Genomic DNA, 16,728 nt, shown 5'->3' on the forward strand with positions numbered 1-16,728 from the left:
ATTAACTTTGCAGGCTGATAAATCCTTGTGTGAAAAATGGATAGATTAATGGCAACGACTCAAGTAAAGCTGATAGAGAAATTACAGCAAAAGGACGCCGTGATTGGTATTGTCGGGCTAGGTTATGTTGGCCTACCCTTAATGCTGCGTTATAACGCGATTGGGTTTCGTGTGTTGGGCATTGATATTGACCAAGAGAAGGTTGATCGTCTCAATGCTGGACAAAGTTATATCGAACACATTTCATCTCATATGGTGGCTCAAGCGGTACAGACTGGGTTTGAGGCTACTTCCGATTTCCAGCGTATTGCAGAAGTCGATGCTATTATTCTTTGTGTGCCTACGCCGCTCAATAAGTATCGTGAACCTGACATGAGCTTTGTGATCAACACTGTTGATGCACTCAAGCCTTATCTACGTGAAGGGCAGGTTGTCTCGCTCGAAAGTACTACCTACCCTGGCACCACCGAAGAAGAGCTGCTGCCTCGCGTGCAAGAAGATGGACTAGTCGTTGGAGAGAGCATATTTCTTGTCTACTCACCTGAGCGGGAAGATCCGGGCAACCCTGACTTTGAAACACGCACGATTCCAAAAGTTGTCGGTGGCCATACTCAGGCATGCTTAGACGTTGGCATGGCCCTTTATAATTCAGCTATCGATCAGGTCATACCGGTCAGTTCTACCAAAGCGGCTGAAATGACCAAGCTCCTCGAAAATATTCACCGTGCAGTGAACATTGGCTTGGTTAATGAAATGAAGGTTGTCGCCGACCGAATGGGGATCGACATCTTCGAAGTGGTCGATGCCGCGGCGACTAAACCATTTGGCTTCACGCCTTACTATCCCGGCCCGGGCCTGGGTGGTCACTGCATTCCTATTGATCCCTTCTACTTGACCTGGAAGGCGCGGGAGTATGGCCTGCATACACGCTTTATCGAACTATCAGGTGAAGTTAACCGTGCCATGCCGGAGTATGTGGTGGGCAAGCTGATGGACGGCCTGAACGAGCACGGCAAGGCGCTCAAGAACAGCCGCGTGCTGGTGCTGGGTATCGCCTACAAGAAGAACGTCGATGACATGCGTGAGTCCCCCTCGGTGGAGATCATGGAACTGATCGAGGCCAAGGGTGCCGAGGTCGCCTACAGCGACCCCCATGTGCCGATCTTCCCCAAGATGCGCGAGCATCACTTCGAGCTGGCGAGCGTCGAGCTCAGCGCCGAGAGCCTGGCGAGCTTCGATGCCGTGGTGCTGGCCACCGACCATGACCGTTTCGATTTCGAGCTGATCCAGCGACACGCCAAGCTGATCGTCGATAGTCGTGGTACCTACCGCGCCCCCGCCGCCCATATCATCAAGGCCTGAGGATACGTCCCGCATGAAGAACTTTGCCCTGATCGGCGCCGCCGGTTATATCGCTCCCCGTCACATGAAGGCCATCAAGGAAACCGGCAACCATCTGGCGGTGGGCTACGACATCAACGACTCCGTGGGCATCATCGACTCCATCTCGCCCCAGAGCGAGTTCTTCACCGAGTTCGAGCGCTTCCAGGAGCACGCCTGGCAACTCAAGCGTAACCCCGAGACCGCCCTGGACTATGTCGCGGTGTGCTCACCCAACTACCTGCACCATGCCCATATCGCCGCCGGCCTGCGCCTGGGTTGCGACGTGATCTGCGAGAAGCCCCTGGTGCCGACACCCGAACTACTCGATGAGCTGGCGCTGATCGAACGGGAGACCGGCAAGCGGGTTTACAACATCCTGCAGCTACGCCATCACCAGGCGATCCTCGATCTCAAGCGGAAGGTGGAGCAGGAGTCTCGCAGCGACAAGCACGAGGTGGAGCTGACCTACATCACCTCGCGTGGCAAATGGTACATGGAGAGCTGGAAGGGCGACCCGCGCAAGTCCTTCGGCGTGGCCACCAACATCGGCGTGCACTTCTTCGACATGCTGCACTTCATCTTCGGCAAGCTGCAGAAGAACGTGCTGCACTACACGGGCAACGATAAAGCAGCAGGGTATCTGGAATATGAAAAAGCCCGTGTACCATGGTTTCTCTCCATAGATGCCAATGATCTGCCAAAAAATGTAAAGGGCAAGCAACCCACTTACCGCTCCATCACCGTGGATGGTAACGAGATCGAGTTTTCCGGCGGCTTCACCGACCTGCATACGGTGAGCTACCAGGAGATTCTCGCCGGGCGCGGCTACGGCATCGAGGATGCCCGGCACTGCGTCGAAACCGTGAATACGATCCGCTCAGCCCAAGCTCAAACGCCTGATACTGGCGAAGCCCACCCCTTCCTCAACAAGCTGGTGTGACATGAGTGATACGAGCGTGATGATCCATGACTCCGCCATCGTCGATGAGGGCGCCCAGATCGGAGAGGGCTCCCGCGTCTGGCACTTCGTGCATGTATGCAGCGGTGCGCGAGTCGGTAAAAACGTCTCCATGGGCCAGGGTGTATTCATTGGAAACAAGGTCACCATCGGCGATAACTGCAAGATCCAGAACAGCGTCTCCGTGTACGACAACGTGCACCTGGAAGAGGGGGTGTTCTGCGGACCCAGCATGGTCTTCACCAACGTCTACAACCCCCGCTCGCAGATCGAGCGCAAGAGCGAGTACCGCGACACCCTGGTGAAGAGGGGGGCCACCCTGGGCGCCAACTGCACCCTCGTTTGTGGGGTGACCATCGGTGAATACGCCTTTGTCGGCGCCGGCGCGGTGATCAACAAGGATGTGCCGGCCTATGCGTTGATGGTAGGCGTCCCGGCCCGGCAGATCGGCTGGATGAGCCAGTACGGCGAGCAGCTCGAGCTCCCGCTGGAGGGGCAGGGCGAGGCGGTGTGCCAGCATACCGGCGATCGCTACGTGCTGGATGGCAAGCAGCTGACGAGGGTGAGCGCATGATGCCGTTTATCGACCTCGCCGCCCAGCAGGCCCGCATCAAGGACAAGATCGACGCCGGCATCCAGCGTGTTCTCGCCCATGGCAAATATATCCTCGGCCCGGAAGTCGCCGAGCTAGAAGAGAAGCTCGCCGCCTACACCGGCGCCAAATACTGCATCACCTGCGCCAACGGCACCGACGCCCTGCAGATCGCCCAGATGGCGCTAGGCATCGGCCCGGGCGATGAAGTGATCACTCCGGGCTTCACCTACATCGCCACTGCCGAGACGGTGGCCCTGCTCGGCGCTAAGCCGGTCTATGTGGATATCGACCCGCGCACCTATAATCTCGATCCCACGCTGCTCGAAGCGGCGATCACCCCGCGGACCAAGGCGATCATCCCGGTATCGCTCTATGGCCAGTGCGCGGATATGGATGCCATTAACGCCATTGCCGAAAAGTACGGCATACCGGTGATCGAAGACGCCGCCCAGAGCTTCGGCGCCACCTACAAGGGGCGCAAGTCATGCAATCTGAGCACCATCGCCACCACCAGCTTCTTCCCCAGCAAGCCGCTGGGCTGTTACGGCGATGGCGGTGCCATCTTCACCAACGACGATGAGCTGGCCGTCATTATCCGGCAAATCGCCCGTCATGGTCAGGACCGCCGCTATCACCATATACGGGTAGGAGTGAATAGCCGCCTGGATACTCTTCAAGCGGCCATTCTGTTGCCCAAACTCGAGTTATTGGATGAAGAAATCCAACTACGTAACAAGGTAGCGGAAAGCTATACTCGAGCGTTGCGTGAGGCTGGTATAAACACCATGCCCTTTGTGGAAGAGCACAACATCTCCGCCTGGGGGCAGTATACCATTCTGGTTAACAATCGTGAGGCAGTTAAGGATAGTCTTAAAGAATTTGGTGTTCCTACTGCGGTACATTATCCGATTCCGTTGAATAAGCAGCCGGCTGTGGGAGGTTTAAACTTGCTTCTAGCTGTGGGCGATGAAATGGCGAAAAGAGTGATAAGTTTGCCAATGCACCCATATTTGCCGGCTGTTTCAGTAGAGCATGTGGTTTTATCTCTGAAATCATCGGTAAGCCTATGAGTCAAGAATTTGACAAGAAAGTCGTCTTTCTAGGGACATCAAGCTCAGTGTTTGTAGTACGAACTGCGGAAGAATTGCGCGTTCGTGGTGTGGATGTTCAACTTATTGACCCTTACGAAGCAGCATTTTCCCGAATTACAGGGAAGAGTAAACTTGCCAAGGCGCTGCGGGTATTATACCGAGCGTGGTTCACTCGCAGAGCAATTCGGAAGCTAGATAGAGAGCAAACAGCAGTGATCCATTCTCTAGGATTGGATCTATGTTGGATTTCGCCACTACTTAAACGTCATTTTAAGAGAGTCGTGGGGCTCGCCTATGGAAGTGACATACTACGGAGGCAGAAACGACTCGACAGGTTGTTGGGTAGGGGGATGCGGTATTTAGACTGCGTTGCAGCCACCAACACTAATGTACTTGACGCTATCTTGAAAGACTTTCCAAGTGTTGCTGGAAAAGAGAGAAGAGTGATTCGTTTCGGCCTCACTGTTTTTGATGTATTGGAAAAGGTCGGGACTAAATCTGCCGAGGAAGCCAGAGCTCAGTTGGGTTTTTTGGCTGATAAGCCGTTAGTCTGTTTAGGGTACTCCGCTTCAAGTGGGCAGCGTCAGCATGACCTAATTTCCTTTTTCGAAGAGCAGACTAATCTCCTTTCTCATTATCAATTTATCGTGCCGGTTCAATATGGTTCGCCGGAAGTCAGGGGGGCGGTAGAGCAAGATTGTCAACGGGCTAACCAGAAATTGGGTTATGAGGCATTTCATCCGCTCTCCGAATTCCATGACCCCGAGACCTCTGCTATAATGCGGTTGGCGACAACTGTATTGATAAATCATTCCGTGTCAGATGCATTTAGCGGGACTGTTCAGGAAGTTGTCTATGCAGGGAATCTGGTGTTTGCAGGAAAGCATTTACCCTATGAGAACATGCCGGGGTTTGGCACTGCAATAACACCTTATGCTGACTTAACAGAATGTGTTTCGGCTCTTCAAGCTAATATGCTGTCACAATGGCAAGCGACTGCGCGTGCTGAATTATCAGAAACCCGTCGGGAATTACGGAAGACCAGCTCTTGGGATGGTGTAATTGATGACTGGTTTACACTTATCGATGAGAAAAATTGAGATCCATCATAATGTTTGTCCGGTTATGCTCTAAAATCGGCTTGCTTGGAGACGTAACTTGACTCCCCGAAAAATTGCGGGGTTTGCCCTAGGCCCAGTTGCGGGAGCATTGCTTGGCCTGGTGACGCTCCCCACAGTAACTTGGTTCTTCTCCCAGGAAGACGTAGGCCGGATGGCGATGCTCCAAGTCACTCTTGGCTTCAGTATTCTGCTATTTAGCCTGGGGCTGGACCAGTCTTACGTTCGTGAGTTTCACGAGGCAGACAACAAACCCGCACTGCTTAAGCGCGCAATGCTCCCGGGGCTGGTGTTGTTGGTGGTTACCGTTCTGGTGCTGCTGTCGCTTGGCGGAAAACTCGCCGGTTGGCTGTTTGATGTGCCCGCATGGCACCTGAGTGTCTTGGTGGCAGTGGCTTTGGTAGTCAGTTATATCTCCCGGTTTTTATCGCTTGTGCTGCGAATGAACGAGCGTGGCTTGGCCTTCTCGATGAGCCAGCTGCTTCCCAAGCTCCTACTGCTGGCCATTATCGGGGGATATGTTGCCGTTGGTGCGGATAAGGACCTGACCAACCTTGTGCTGGCGAATACTGCAGCCATTACCTTCGTGTGCGCAATATACGCTTGGAACACCAGGGCGGAATGGCTGGCTGGCATTCGCACCAAGCTGGATCTTAGTCAGCTAAAAAGCATGCTCCGTTTTGGGCTGCCATTGATTCTGGGCGGGCTGGCATTCTGGGGCCTCACCGCCATAGACAAGGTATTTCTGCGGACGCTCGCCAGCTTTGAAGAGCTGGGCGTTTATTCGGTGGCTGTTAGCTTTGCCGCAGCCGCCAGTATTCTGCAGAGCGTTTTCTCAACCGTTTGGGCGCCCACCGTCTACAAATGGGCCAGCGCAGGCACCGGGTTAGAGAACGTGCACAAAGTGAGCCGTTACATACTGGCGTTGGTTGTACTCGGGTTTGCCTTAGCCGGGTTGTTGTCGTGGATTGTTACCTTTTTCCTGCCCGCCAACTACGCGGCAGTGCAGTGGATTGTGGTGTCCTGCATTGGTTACCCCTTGCTGTATACGCTCTCTGAGACCACCGTAGTAGGCATCGGCATCTCCCGGCGCAGCTCCTTCTCCATGCTAGCGGCCATTACCGCATTCGCGGTCAACCTGGTTGGCAACTGGTGGTTAATCCCCATCTTTGGGGCCGCTGGCGCAGCGGTGAGTACATGCGTGTCGTTCTGGGTGTTTTTCTTCCTGAGAACCGAATTCTCCATCTACCTGTGGAAGCCCATGCCCCGGCTTGTGCTGTACGCCTTCACACTGGTTTCTGTGGCTGGCGCCGTGGTGTTTACGCTTTGGGGTGAAGTTTTGAAGGGCTGGATGGTTGGGTATTGGTTGGTTGTGTTGGCGGCCTGGGCGGTGGTTTTTCGGGGGGAGGTTTTGGAGGTGGTTGGGTTTCTTGGCAGGAAAAACACATGAAAAACCGCTCTACGACGATAAGCGGGACACCCTTTAAGCTGGTTTCTGATAGATGTCTGATCTTTATCTCGGCTACCCAGTTTTCATCTGGCAGGCAGTTTTCAATCTGGCTTCCTTGCTCATAGCTGGCTTGCTGATTGCTTTCGTTACGACCTTTTATCTAAAGCGAAAAGACGAAAGTATCCGCGTTGCAGGTGTTATCCCGGAAAAGCGGGTCAATGCCCAGCACGAGATTCTTCGCTTCATGGAAGATTCGTCGCAAAAGCTGGAAATGCGTCATCCAGCAGCCTCGGTAATGAAAGAGGTTATGGAAGATCACGACATGGTCTTGCCCTACAGCCCTCACATTCAGTATGCCGATATTTTTTCATCTATTGAGCAATACCGAATTTTCTTCAAAGACTTCGAAGAGCTGTTTGCCAAGCATAAGCTGTGGCTGGATCTGAAAGTGCGCCACCAAATGTTGCTGATGCAAGCGTATTTTGCAGCCATCAATGCTTCGTTGGTTATGTTTAACCGGCTGCCTCTTCCCGCAGGAATGGTCTTGACGCCCGAGGAGATGGAGGAGCTCAGCAGTCAGCTGTTGCTTATACTCGGTGCTGCGCTGGATGATGAATTCAACCAGCTCTTGATAGATCTCGAAGTCCTGATGGTTAACTCTATCTACAAGCTAGATCTCAGCCGGCCGAAGAAAAGCTTCCTAGCCCAAAGGCGAGAAAATAAGGAGGCGAAGAAGGCAGAACACTTCTTACTCAAGACATCGCTGATGGGCCAGTATCTTCCCAAGATCGTTGTGCTGTCGATTTCGCTGCTGGAAGCGAAGAAAGGCGTGGAAATTACTGAACAGGAGGCAGAGGCGTATTTCAGCTTGTATTCGCAGCTGGAATGAAGTGGACCCATCCTTCGGACAGCGAAAACGCATGAAAAACCGCTCTAAGGCGGGCTTCGTAGTGCTTTACCAGTAGGAGCTAATGTGGTCATCTAACGGCTTTTGCTCATGGATGACCTCATGGTAACAATCGATGCCATGGGCTGCCAGAAGAAGATTGCCACGCAGGTCCTGCAGAAGGGCGCCGATTACCTACTCTCGGTAGAAGGGCAACCAGCCGGCCTTGGCTGACGCCTTCGAGGCTGCGTTTCCCATGGCCAAGGTGGTCAACTTTGAAGGGGATGCGTACGTCACGGACGAGAAGAGCCGTGGCCGGCAAGAGACCCGATACCATATTGTCAGCGAGGTTACTGAAGAATTTCAGGAGCTTAGCTATGAATGGGCAGGCCTGAAAACGGTGGGCGTGGTAATGAGTTTCCGCCAGGAAGGTGACGAGGTGCCAGAAGCCCCGATGATCCGCTACTACATTAGCTCCGCCGATCTGAGCGCCAAGAAGCTCGCCGAAGCGGCTCGCCAGCATTGGTTTGTCGAGAACAAGCTCCACTGGTCCCTGGACGTCGCTCTTCGCGAGGATGCCTGTAAAATCCACCGCGGACAGGCAGCCGAAAACCTCGCCAGGGTTCGTCATATCGCCTTGAATTACCTGAAAGGGGAGAGGCGTTTCAAGGGCGGCATCCGGCGAAAGCAGAAGAAAGCCGCGCTGGATGAGACCTATCTGGCGGACATTCTCGCGGTGTAGGTTTTTTCATGCGTTTTCCCTGATGGTTCTGTCCGTGTCAGAAATACTGGCATGGATATTACGCGAAAACTTTAGATTAGGTACTTAGAGGCACTTCTATTACGTCTGATAAGTTTGGAGTGCTAACTTTTATTCTTGAGAGGCTAGTCTTGATAAATGCAATGAACAACGGTGCAATAAGTCCGCTGAAAAAGAAAACTGAATTTTTTGTTAGAGTGCTCGTGGTTTTTGGGTTACTGTCTTCAATTGTTCTTCCATCTATATCTTTCGGTGGTGTTTCTGTTTACCTCGTGACGATTTTCTCTCCAATAGTATTGGTTTTGGCACTTTTTGCGTTGAGAAAAAAGGCGTGTGTGCATGAGTCGATGATATTCCCTTTTCTCCTTGGGTGTATGGTTTTCCTTTCATCTATCCATTCTTGGGCGATAGGCTATTCGAGCGTTAACTATAGAGATTTAGTTGAGTCTGTTAAGTATTTTCAATTTGTTCCATATCTTCTCGTTGTCTCTTTTTTTGGCGTTAGCGTCCTAAGAACGATGCATTTATTAATCGTGCTTTCTGCAGGCTGGATTTTATTTGTTGGTTTAATTCAAACGTTTGGCATTAGCGATTTTCTAACATATCTATATTTAGGTTCAGAGAGTTCTCACATAGACTCGGTTATCTCAGGGTATCGCATAACTCTTACTGGAAGTGACCCTAACATAGGGGCTGTCATCTCTTGTTTCTTCGCCATATATTTTTTCTCATTATTCGCTGTGAATGGAAGTCGCTATTATTTCCTGTTTTTCTTGGTGTTCTTTGCTCTGTGCTTCATGACCCAAAGCCGCACGGCGTTGGTTTCAATATTGTTCGGGGTGGGGTTTTATTATATCTTTTACTATAGGTTTTTTTTTCTGGTAAAATGGCTCCTAGCATCATTTTCATTGGTTGTTGTGTTTTTTTTCGTATTTTACTTTGATTTGTCTTATATTTATCTAGGGTTTCAATATGCGCTAGAGGGAAGAAACAATAGCCTTAATGTTAGAATTGAGAATATCTTGACAGCATATGAAAGATTCTTGACCTCTCCAGTTTTTGGCGTGGGTCCCGCAAAATCAAATTTTGCTACAATCATTGATTCTGAATATTCTCTTATTATTCAGAGATATGGTATCATTGGGGTTGTGTTATTTTTCTCCTATTTGTTTTATTTAATCAAATTGGCTTTAAAGAATATGAATACGCATTGGGGTGTATCTCTATTTTCATTTTCCTTGATGTCTATTTTAGTTATGGCAACTAATAATATTTTTTCTGGTTATCAATTGATGTCAATCATTGTTATTTTGAACATTGCATGTGTGATTGCTGATAGGGAAAGAAAAATGATCATGAAAGGTTCTTCGTTTTGAATATCGTTCATTTAACCTCCGTCCACCCCCGCTATGACACCCGCATTTTCCTCAAGGAATGCACGTCTCTCGCTAGCAACGGTTACTCGGTATCATTGGTCGTTGCAGATGGCAAGGGCGATGAAACCAAAAACAACGTATCCATCTATGATGTAGGCGCATCCAAAGGCCGCTTGGATCGTATCCGTAATGCACCTGGCCGGGTGTTGGCTAAAGCGCTGGCGTTGGATGCGGACATTTACCATCTGCATGACCCTGAGTTGATTCCCATTGGTTTGAAGCTCAAAAAGCACGGCAAGGTGGTGATTTTTGATGCCCATGAGGATGTCCCCAAGCAGTTGTTGGGTAAACCCTATCTGAACAAGCCCGCCAAGTGGCTGCTGTCTAAAACCTTTGCTGTGTACGAGCGCATGGCCTGCCGTAAGCTGGATGCGGTGGTTGCTGCTACGCCTTACATCCGTGACAAATTCACTGCGATGGGGGTGCGTTCGGTTGATATCAACAACTACCCACTCCTGGGCGAGCTTTCCAGCGGTGAAGTGGATTGGTCGCAGAAGAAATCACAGGTGGGGTATGTTGGAGGTATTGGTCAAATTCGTGGTATTTCCCAAGTGGTACAGGCGATGGGGCTGGTGCAGTCTGGTGCGCGTTTACAGTTGGCCGGTAAGTTTAACGAGCCTGCGGTTGAAGCGGCCGCACATGCTGATAAAGGCTGGCAACGTGTAGATGCATTGGGTTTTGTCGGGCGGGAGGATGTTCGTGACTTACTCTCACGCTGCGTAGGCGGCTTGGTTACATTTTTGCCGTCTCCTAACCACGTAGATGCCCAGCCAAACAAGATGTTTGAATATATGAGTGCGGGAGTACCTGTCATCGCCTCTAACTTCCCCCTCTGGAAACAAATCATCGAAGGTAATCAATGCGGCCTGTGCGTTGACCCCCTCGAACCAAAAGCGATTGCCGAAGCAATTGATTATCTGGTTAACCATCCGGCAGAGGCTGAGCAGATGGGCCGTAACGGCCAAAAGGCTGTGCAGGAAAAGTACAACTGGGGCATAGAAGAACAGAAGCTGCTGGCGTTTTACCGTACACTGGCAGAATAAATCTAGTGACCAATCGAAGGTAAGCTTTCATGAACAAGCAGCTTTTCATCAACGGCTTTATTGAACGCATCCAGCAGCACTATGGCCTGTCTGCCGGTCATGCCTTTGAGGTGTTGGTGCTGGCTGCGTTTCTGGATTTAAGCTTTGATGAAGTGCTGGCCAGTGCCTCGACGCTGGTGAAAGGTTCTGGCAGCCATGATGCAGGCATGGATGGCCTCTACCTGGACGAAGACGAGCATGAATGCACGCTGCATGTGTTTCAGGTGAAGTCATCCAAAAATCTGGGTGACAACGAGCTGAGCAAGTTCGTCAATGATTACCGCAACCTCTTTGTCTACGATAACTCAACAGGCTTGCCGCTGAATGATCGGGTACAGGCTGTTCTGGAACAGTACAAGGCTGTGGTGTCGTCCGGCAAGGTGGTGGAAACGCGGCTTTATTTTGTCTACGCCGGTGAGTTTACGCCGCAGAATCAACCCTTGGTTGAACGCCACCAGCAGGATACCGATTACCTGAGCATTCATGACGCGGGGGATCTGTACGATCGCATTGATTCGTTGCTGGCCGAGCACAAAAAGCGCAAGCCGGTGCGGTTCAGCTTTATGGCGGAAAAATCGAATATTTCGCTTAAGCATGACCCCCAGGCGCTGATCTCCTTTCAGATTCAGAACATCAAGGCGCTGAATTTCCGTTTGCCGGCACTGGAGCTGTGCAAGTTGCTGGACTTGGAAAAATCTACCAACAAGCGTATTGATAATGCGTTCAGCGATAATATTCGCGGATTTTTGCGTTACAACAAAACCAACAAAAACATCCGCGCCACACTGGAAAGCGACTACGCCGAGTATTTCCCGTTTTTGAACAACGGCATCACCATTATTGCCGAGAAGGTGAAAATCCCCCGTGAGATGCAGGCCGGTTTTTACCCGGTGGAGGCGCGTAATCCCGTCATCGTCAATGGCCTGCAAACCACCCATGTGATCTACAACCTCTACCAGCAATCCCCTGAGCGCCTTGAAGGGGTGTATGTGTTGATTCGTCTGTATGAAACGGACGAAGCCGAGCTGGTCAACCGCATTACCGATGCCACCAATACCCAGTCACCGATCAACTTCCGCGACAAGATGAGCAACCGGGACTTCAACACCTATGCTCGTGCCCTGTTCGAGATGCAGGGGATCGGTTACCTGACCAAGCGCGGTGATACCTTCGAGAATAGCCTTAGCTTGAATATGCAGGCGTCTGTTCACAGCGATGTGGTGCTCAAATACTGGTATGCGACCTTTAACGAGCAGCCGGAAGTGGCGAAAAATGCCAAGTCCAAAGTGCTGGAAGATATTTTTGATGCTTGCATCGAGCCCAGCCACAGGCTGCACCCATTGTTCAATGGTGATAAAGACTCGCCTGTTTACGCCCAACTGCTGACCGCCTATAGACTCTACCGCTTTGTGATCGAAGCGCGAGAGCGTGCCGATATTACCCAGGTGGGGGATGCGGTGCTCTATGCTGATGAGCTGCTGGCTTATGCCGTGTATAAACTCGCCGATGATGATCAGTCTGCCTACGCAGACGCCTACCAACAGGCGTATCAGGCGATCACCCAGGCGGTGGAAGAAGAAACCGCACTGCTGCAAACCCGCCAGCTTAAATACAGCCATAATGCCTACTTTAAATCGGCTAAATCGCGCTATGACGTGAACCGTCAGCTGGGGCTGGTGGAGGGTAGGGGTTAGAGGTATGGATAACTACAGCCAAGCCAGCCAACGGCTACACAAGGATGCGAACACCCTCTATGATCAGCAGCGTTACGCAACAGCCAGTCACCTGTATGGTTTGTCAGCAGAGTGTTCTATCAAGACCTTCATTCTGCAGCAGCCAGGACAAACGAATGTACCTTTTAAGCACTTGCCAGAGCTACTGGATGATGCCAAACGCTTGATGAGTGGTCGGGCACGGTCTCATTTATTGAATCTGATTTCACGCCCTGATTACATGGCAGGTTGGCAAATCGCGAATCGCTACTGGGCTGATCAGCAGTTCAGTCAGCAGCAGTGCAAAGATTACAAGCGGGATGCAACCGATACGTTACGCTGTGTTGCGGCCATTTAATCGCAGGCCATTGAATAGGGTGAGTGATGATAACCTTTGATCAAAGTTTGAGCCTTGTTGTTCAATGCCTCAAGTCAGTACAGCCGGCGGTTGCACCCGATGCAATGCGCGTTATTCGTGATATGCAGGGTCGTTTGTTTGTGGTGGTGCCTGATAGTCTTCCCGAAGACGTTTTGGAACGGCTTAATCAACAGTTGGTGGCTTCGCTGGGATATTATGCAGGTTCATCAACACCCGCAGTGCGTAAATCCGATACGCTGACTGGCGATGCTCTGTTGCAAGAGCCTCATGTTATACAGCATCTGGATGACTTTCCGGTTCACCTCATCGAACGCCGTGCCATGGGTGAAGACTGGGTGTTACAGCCCGCTGAAAACCCGCCCACACACCCGCCGCGGTTCGTTTTTTTTAGTTTGAAAGGCGGTGTCGGGCGCAGTACCGCATTGGCGTTATGGGCTTACCATTTATGTCAGCAGGGTAAGACTCTGTTGGTGGTTGACCTTGATTTGGAGGCTCCGGGATTAGGCGCTCAATTGCTGGAACGTAAAGGCAAGCCTCGCTTTGGTGTGGCCGATTGGTTGGTGGAGGACATCGCCGGTAATGATGTGGTAGCAATGGTGCCGGATATGGCACGACAAAGCCCGATTGTATCGGCAGGCTTGTGGGTTGTACCGGCATTTGGTTCGGTGACAGATGAGTCACCACAAAACGTCATTGCCAAACTGGCGCGCGCCTATTTGGATAAACAGGATGAGCAGGGGCTGCAGCATTTTGCTCAGCGCCTGCGTCGTATGGTTACAGAACTGGAGGAAGCCTATTCGCCTGATGTGGTGCTGATCGACAGTCGGGCGGGCTTACACGAAACGGTTGCAGCCAGTTTGCTGCATCTGGACGCTGAAGTACTTTGTTTTGCAACGAATCTGGAAGTGACTTGGCAGGGCTACCGTTATCTGTTCAGCCATTTGTCGCAGCTGGCTCACAGCGATGGCAGCGCGGTGGATTGGCGGGAGCGTTTTAAAATGGTCAGCGCCCGCTCCAAAATGACCGGCTTGGACGATTTTGTTGGCCGTTCCTACGGCTTATGGTCCGATACGCTGTATGAGGAAAGCGATGAGTCGTTCGGTGAGGTATTCGGCTTTGATGAGCAGGATGACTCGGCACCGCATTACCCACTGATGATTCCCCGCTCGGATACCTTTGAAACCTTTGATCCCTGCCGTGACTTGAGCCGAATTGAAAAGACGCAGCTCGACCAGGTGTTTGGTGAGCTGTTCCGTGGCCTGGATGAACGGTTGGAGGTTGTAGAAGATGAACAATGAAACTTTTTTTACAGCCGTTAAGCAGGGACTGGAAGCTATCCCTGAGGTTGCGGCTCAGCAGGGGGCAGAGGCTCCCCAAGTCAGTGATATTTATGTGGTTGCCGGTCATGAAAAAGCGCTCAATCCCGATGCTTTGCTGGTTGTAGGGGATCGTGGCAGCGGCAAAAGTTTCTGGTCAGCTGCCTTAAGCGAATCCAAGGCGCGTGCCTTAATCAGCCGGCAGTTGCCGCGCCTGCGATTGGATCACTATCAAGTGTCGGTCGGTTTTGCCGGTGTCAGAGGTGATGCGCGCTATCCATCCAGACAGATACTTGAAAAGCTGCTGAGAGAGGGTTTTACCGCTGAAAGCATCTGGCGTGCCGTGATATTGCATCAGGTATTGCCGGTGATTGAGCAGCCATTACCGGGAGATAACTGGTCAGAGCGTGTGGCCTTTATTGATAAAAACCCGGATCAGGAAGAGGATTGGCTGGTCAATATCAATTCTGTGTTGCAGCAAAGGCGCGAGGGCTTTTTGATTGTGTTTGATGCGCTGGATCGCTTGGGCAGCAGCTGGTCTAACATTCGTGAGCTAACACAGGGTCTGTTGCGTGTGTGCCTTGATATGCAAGGCTTTTCTGCTATTCACCTGAAGCTCTTCATGCGCCCTGATATGTGGGAAGACAAAAGCCTGTGGGCCTTTCCGGATGCCTCTAAACTGCAGCATAACCAAGTCATGCTGGAGTGGCGCAAAGTTGATCTGTATGGCCTGCTCTGGCACTGGTTGGCTAATCGTGAGGGTGATGTAGGCCTGACTATTCGCAATACCATTGAAAGCACATTGAATTGTGTATTTGAACCTCTCGAGTCGAATGCCACATCGTCTGTGTACGCACTCCCTGCTGCACTGAAGAACAACGAAGCTGATCAGGAAAAACTTCTGAATTTGCTCTCGAGTCCTTATATGGGAACTAACCGGCGACGAGGCAAAACCTATACTTGGCTGCCAAATCATCTGTCTGATGCCAAAGGCCAAGTCAGTCCGCGCAGTTTTTTATTGGCTGTTAAACAGGCGCTTATAGAGTCGGAGCAACGGGATACCGAGCGTGTGCTGCACTACGAGGGAATAAAGTCAGGCGTAATCAAGGCATCCGAAATACGTCTTCAGGAACTTAAAGAAGACTACCCCTGGATATCTGAAGTCCTTAACCCTTTACATGGTTTAACCGTACCGGCAGAACCGGCCGAGCTGATCAAGCTTTGGAAAGCCAAAGACCTGATGGCACTGTTGGATGCACCATCAACTGATACAACGGATGAGCGCCCCTACTTGCCACCCTACGCATTGGAAGGTGCTCAAACACCCAAGCAGAAGTACCAAGGCCTGCTGCATACTCTTGAAGGCATTGGCGTTTTACGTTACCTGCCAGATGGGCGGGTGAATATACCTGATCTATACCGCGTTGCTGCAGGCATTAAGCGGCGAGGAGGAGTCAAGGCTGCACGCTAAGCCTTCATATTCAAAGGAACACAATGAAAATTTTAACCATCATCGGCGCACGCCCACAATTTATCAAAGCCAGCGTAGTATCCCGCGCTATTCAACAAACTGACGGCATCGAAGAGATCATGCTACATACTGGCCAGCATTTTGATGCCAATATGAGCGATATTTTCTTCGATCAACTGGGCATCCCGCGTCCACACCACCTGTTAAACATCCATGGTGGCACTCATGGCGACATGACGGGGCGCATGTTGATAGAAATCGAGAAGGTGCTGCTGCTGGAAGAGCCAGATTGTGTGCTGGTATATGGCGACACCAACTCGACCTTAGCCGGAGCCTTGGCGGCAGCAAAACTGCACATTCCCGTTGCCCATGTAGAGGCGGGCCTGCGCAGCTTCAACATGCGGATGCCGGAGGAGGTCAACCGCATCCTGACCGATCAGATCAGCGACCTGCTGTTCTGCCCCACGGATACCGCCGTGCGTAACCTGGAAAGCGAGGGGTTCGCCCACAAGCCGGCTCAGGTGCTGCAGGTGGGAGATGTGATGCAGGATGCGGCGCTGTTCTTCGCCCAGCGGGCGGTCAGGCCGGCTGACCTCGGCGTGGTTGGGAACTTCGTGCTTGGCACACTGCATCGCGCCGAGAATACAGATGACCCCGAGCGGCTGAGTGCCATCGTGTCGGCATTGAACCAGGTGCATCAGGAACTGGCGCCGGTGGTGTTACCGCTGCACCCTCGCACGCGTGCTGCGATCGACAGGGCCGGGCTGAGCCTTGAGGTGCATGTCATCGATCCCGTGGGCTATTTCGAGATGGTGTGGCTGCTTAACCACTGTGGCCTGGTGTTAACCGACAGCGGTGGGGTGCAGAAGGAGGCATTCTTCTTCGGCAAGGCCTGCGTCACCCTGCGGGACCAGACGGAGTGGGTCGAACTGGTCGACGACGCCGGGGCCAATGAGCTGGTAGGGGCAGACAAGGAGCGTATTGTAGCCGCCGCTCGACAGCACTTCGGTCGCCGCGTCGAGGATCGCCACGAAATGTATGGTGGTGGTCGGGCAGCGGAGAGAATTGTCGCTCATTTGGCTGGATCTTGA

Annotated in this window: 15 protein-coding genes; all 15 read left to right on the forward strand. The window is 51.9% G+C overall.

Annotated elements, in window-relative coordinates; translation table 11 throughout:
- Positions 1-48: 48 nt before the first annotated feature.
- The 15 genes from wbpA to wecB all read left to right on the forward strand — a co-directional run bounded on the left by wbpA (position 49) and on the right by wecB (position 16,728).
- Entirely contained in the window at positions 49-1,362 is a 1,314-nt protein-coding gene (wbpA, locus tag RVM27_RS12100; protein ID WP_498956692.1) for a nucleotide sugar dehydrogenase, read from the forward strand.
- A gap of 13 nt (positions 1,363-1,375) precedes the next feature.
- The gene (locus RVM27_RS12105; protein ID WP_498956693.1) at positions 1,376-2,323 is read left to right on the forward strand and encodes a Gfo/Idh/MocA family protein; all 948 of its coding nucleotides are present in this window, start codon (positions 1,376-1,378) and stop codon (positions 2,321-2,323) included.
- Positions 2,324-2,342: 19 nt separating this feature from the next.
- Complete coding sequence (locus tag RVM27_RS12110; RefSeq protein WP_498957774.1) at positions 2,343-2,915, forward strand: acyltransferase; 573 nt, start codon at positions 2,343-2,345, stop codon at positions 2,913-2,915.
- Positions 2,915-4,006 (forward strand): DegT/DnrJ/EryC1/StrS family aminotransferase, encoded by a 1,092-nt coding sequence (locus RVM27_RS12115; protein WP_498957775.1) that lies wholly within the window; start codon positions 2,915-2,917, stop codon positions 4,004-4,006. Before RVM27_RS12110 ends, RVM27_RS12115 begins: the two co-directional genes overlap by 1 nt.
- Positions 4,003-5,127 (forward strand): glycosyltransferase family protein, encoded by a 1,125-nt coding sequence (locus RVM27_RS12120; RefSeq protein WP_498956694.1) that lies wholly within the window; start codon positions 4,003-4,005, stop codon positions 5,125-5,127. The genes RVM27_RS12115 and RVM27_RS12120 overlap by 4 nt, the downstream gene beginning before the upstream one ends.
- A gap of 58 nt (positions 5,128-5,185) precedes the next feature.
- On the forward strand, positions 5,186-6,595 hold the full coding sequence (locus RVM27_RS12125; protein WP_498956695.1) for an oligosaccharide flippase family protein: 1,410 nt from the start codon (positions 5,186-5,188) through the stop codon (positions 6,593-6,595).
- Positions 6,596-6,647: 52 nt separating this feature from the next.
- Positions 6,648-7,484: a hypothetical protein gene (locus RVM27_RS12130; protein ID WP_498956696.1), complete on the forward strand. Its 837-nt coding sequence runs from the start codon at positions 6,648-6,650 to the stop codon at positions 7,482-7,484.
- Positions 7,485-7,737: 253 nt separating this feature from the next.
- Positions 7,738-8,223, forward strand: coding sequence for an ISAs1 family transposase (locus RVM27_RS12135; RefSeq protein WP_498956697.1), 486 nt, complete (start codon positions 7,738-7,740; stop codon positions 8,221-8,223).
- Positions 8,224-8,384: 161 nt separating this feature from the next.
- Positions 8,385-9,617, forward strand: coding sequence for an O-antigen ligase family protein (locus tag RVM27_RS12140; RefSeq protein WP_498956698.1), 1,233 nt, complete (start codon positions 8,385-8,387; stop codon positions 9,615-9,617).
- On the forward strand, positions 9,614-10,720 hold the full coding sequence (locus tag RVM27_RS12145; RefSeq protein WP_498956699.1) for a glycosyltransferase family 4 protein: 1,107 nt from the start codon (positions 9,614-9,616) through the stop codon (positions 10,718-10,720). The genes RVM27_RS12140 and RVM27_RS12145 overlap by 4 nt, the downstream gene beginning before the upstream one ends.
- Before the next feature lie 29 nt (positions 10,721-10,749).
- A complete protein-coding gene (locus RVM27_RS12150; RefSeq protein ID WP_498956700.1) occupies positions 10,750-12,453 on the forward strand; it encodes an AIPR family protein in 1,704 nt (567 codons plus the stop codon).
- A 4-nt stretch (positions 12,454-12,457) separates the two neighbouring features.
- Positions 12,458-12,829 (forward strand): hypothetical protein, encoded by a 372-nt coding sequence (locus RVM27_RS12155; protein WP_498956702.1) that lies wholly within the window; start codon positions 12,458-12,460, stop codon positions 12,827-12,829.
- A 26-nt stretch (positions 12,830-12,855) separates the two neighbouring features.
- Positions 12,856-14,148, forward strand: a complete 1,293-nt coding sequence (locus tag RVM27_RS12160; protein ID WP_498956703.1) for a tyrosine-protein kinase family protein — start codon at positions 12,856-12,858, stop codon at positions 14,146-14,148.
- Entirely contained in the window at positions 14,138-15,637 is a 1,500-nt protein-coding gene (locus tag RVM27_RS12165) for a hypothetical protein (RefSeq protein WP_498956704.1), read from the forward strand. Before RVM27_RS12160 ends, RVM27_RS12165 begins: the two co-directional genes overlap by 11 nt.
- A gap of 23 nt (positions 15,638-15,660) precedes the next feature.
- Positions 15,661-16,728 (forward strand): UDP-N-acetyl glucosamine 2-epimerase, encoded by a 1,068-nt coding sequence (wecB, locus tag RVM27_RS12170; RefSeq protein ID WP_498956705.1) that lies wholly within the window; start codon positions 15,661-15,663, stop codon positions 16,726-16,728.

It is taken from the genome of Halomonas sp. KM007 (assembly GCF_050709225.1).
GTDB classification, from domain to species: Bacteria; Pseudomonadota; Gammaproteobacteria; order Pseudomonadales; family Halomonadaceae; genus Vreelandella; species Vreelandella hamiltonii.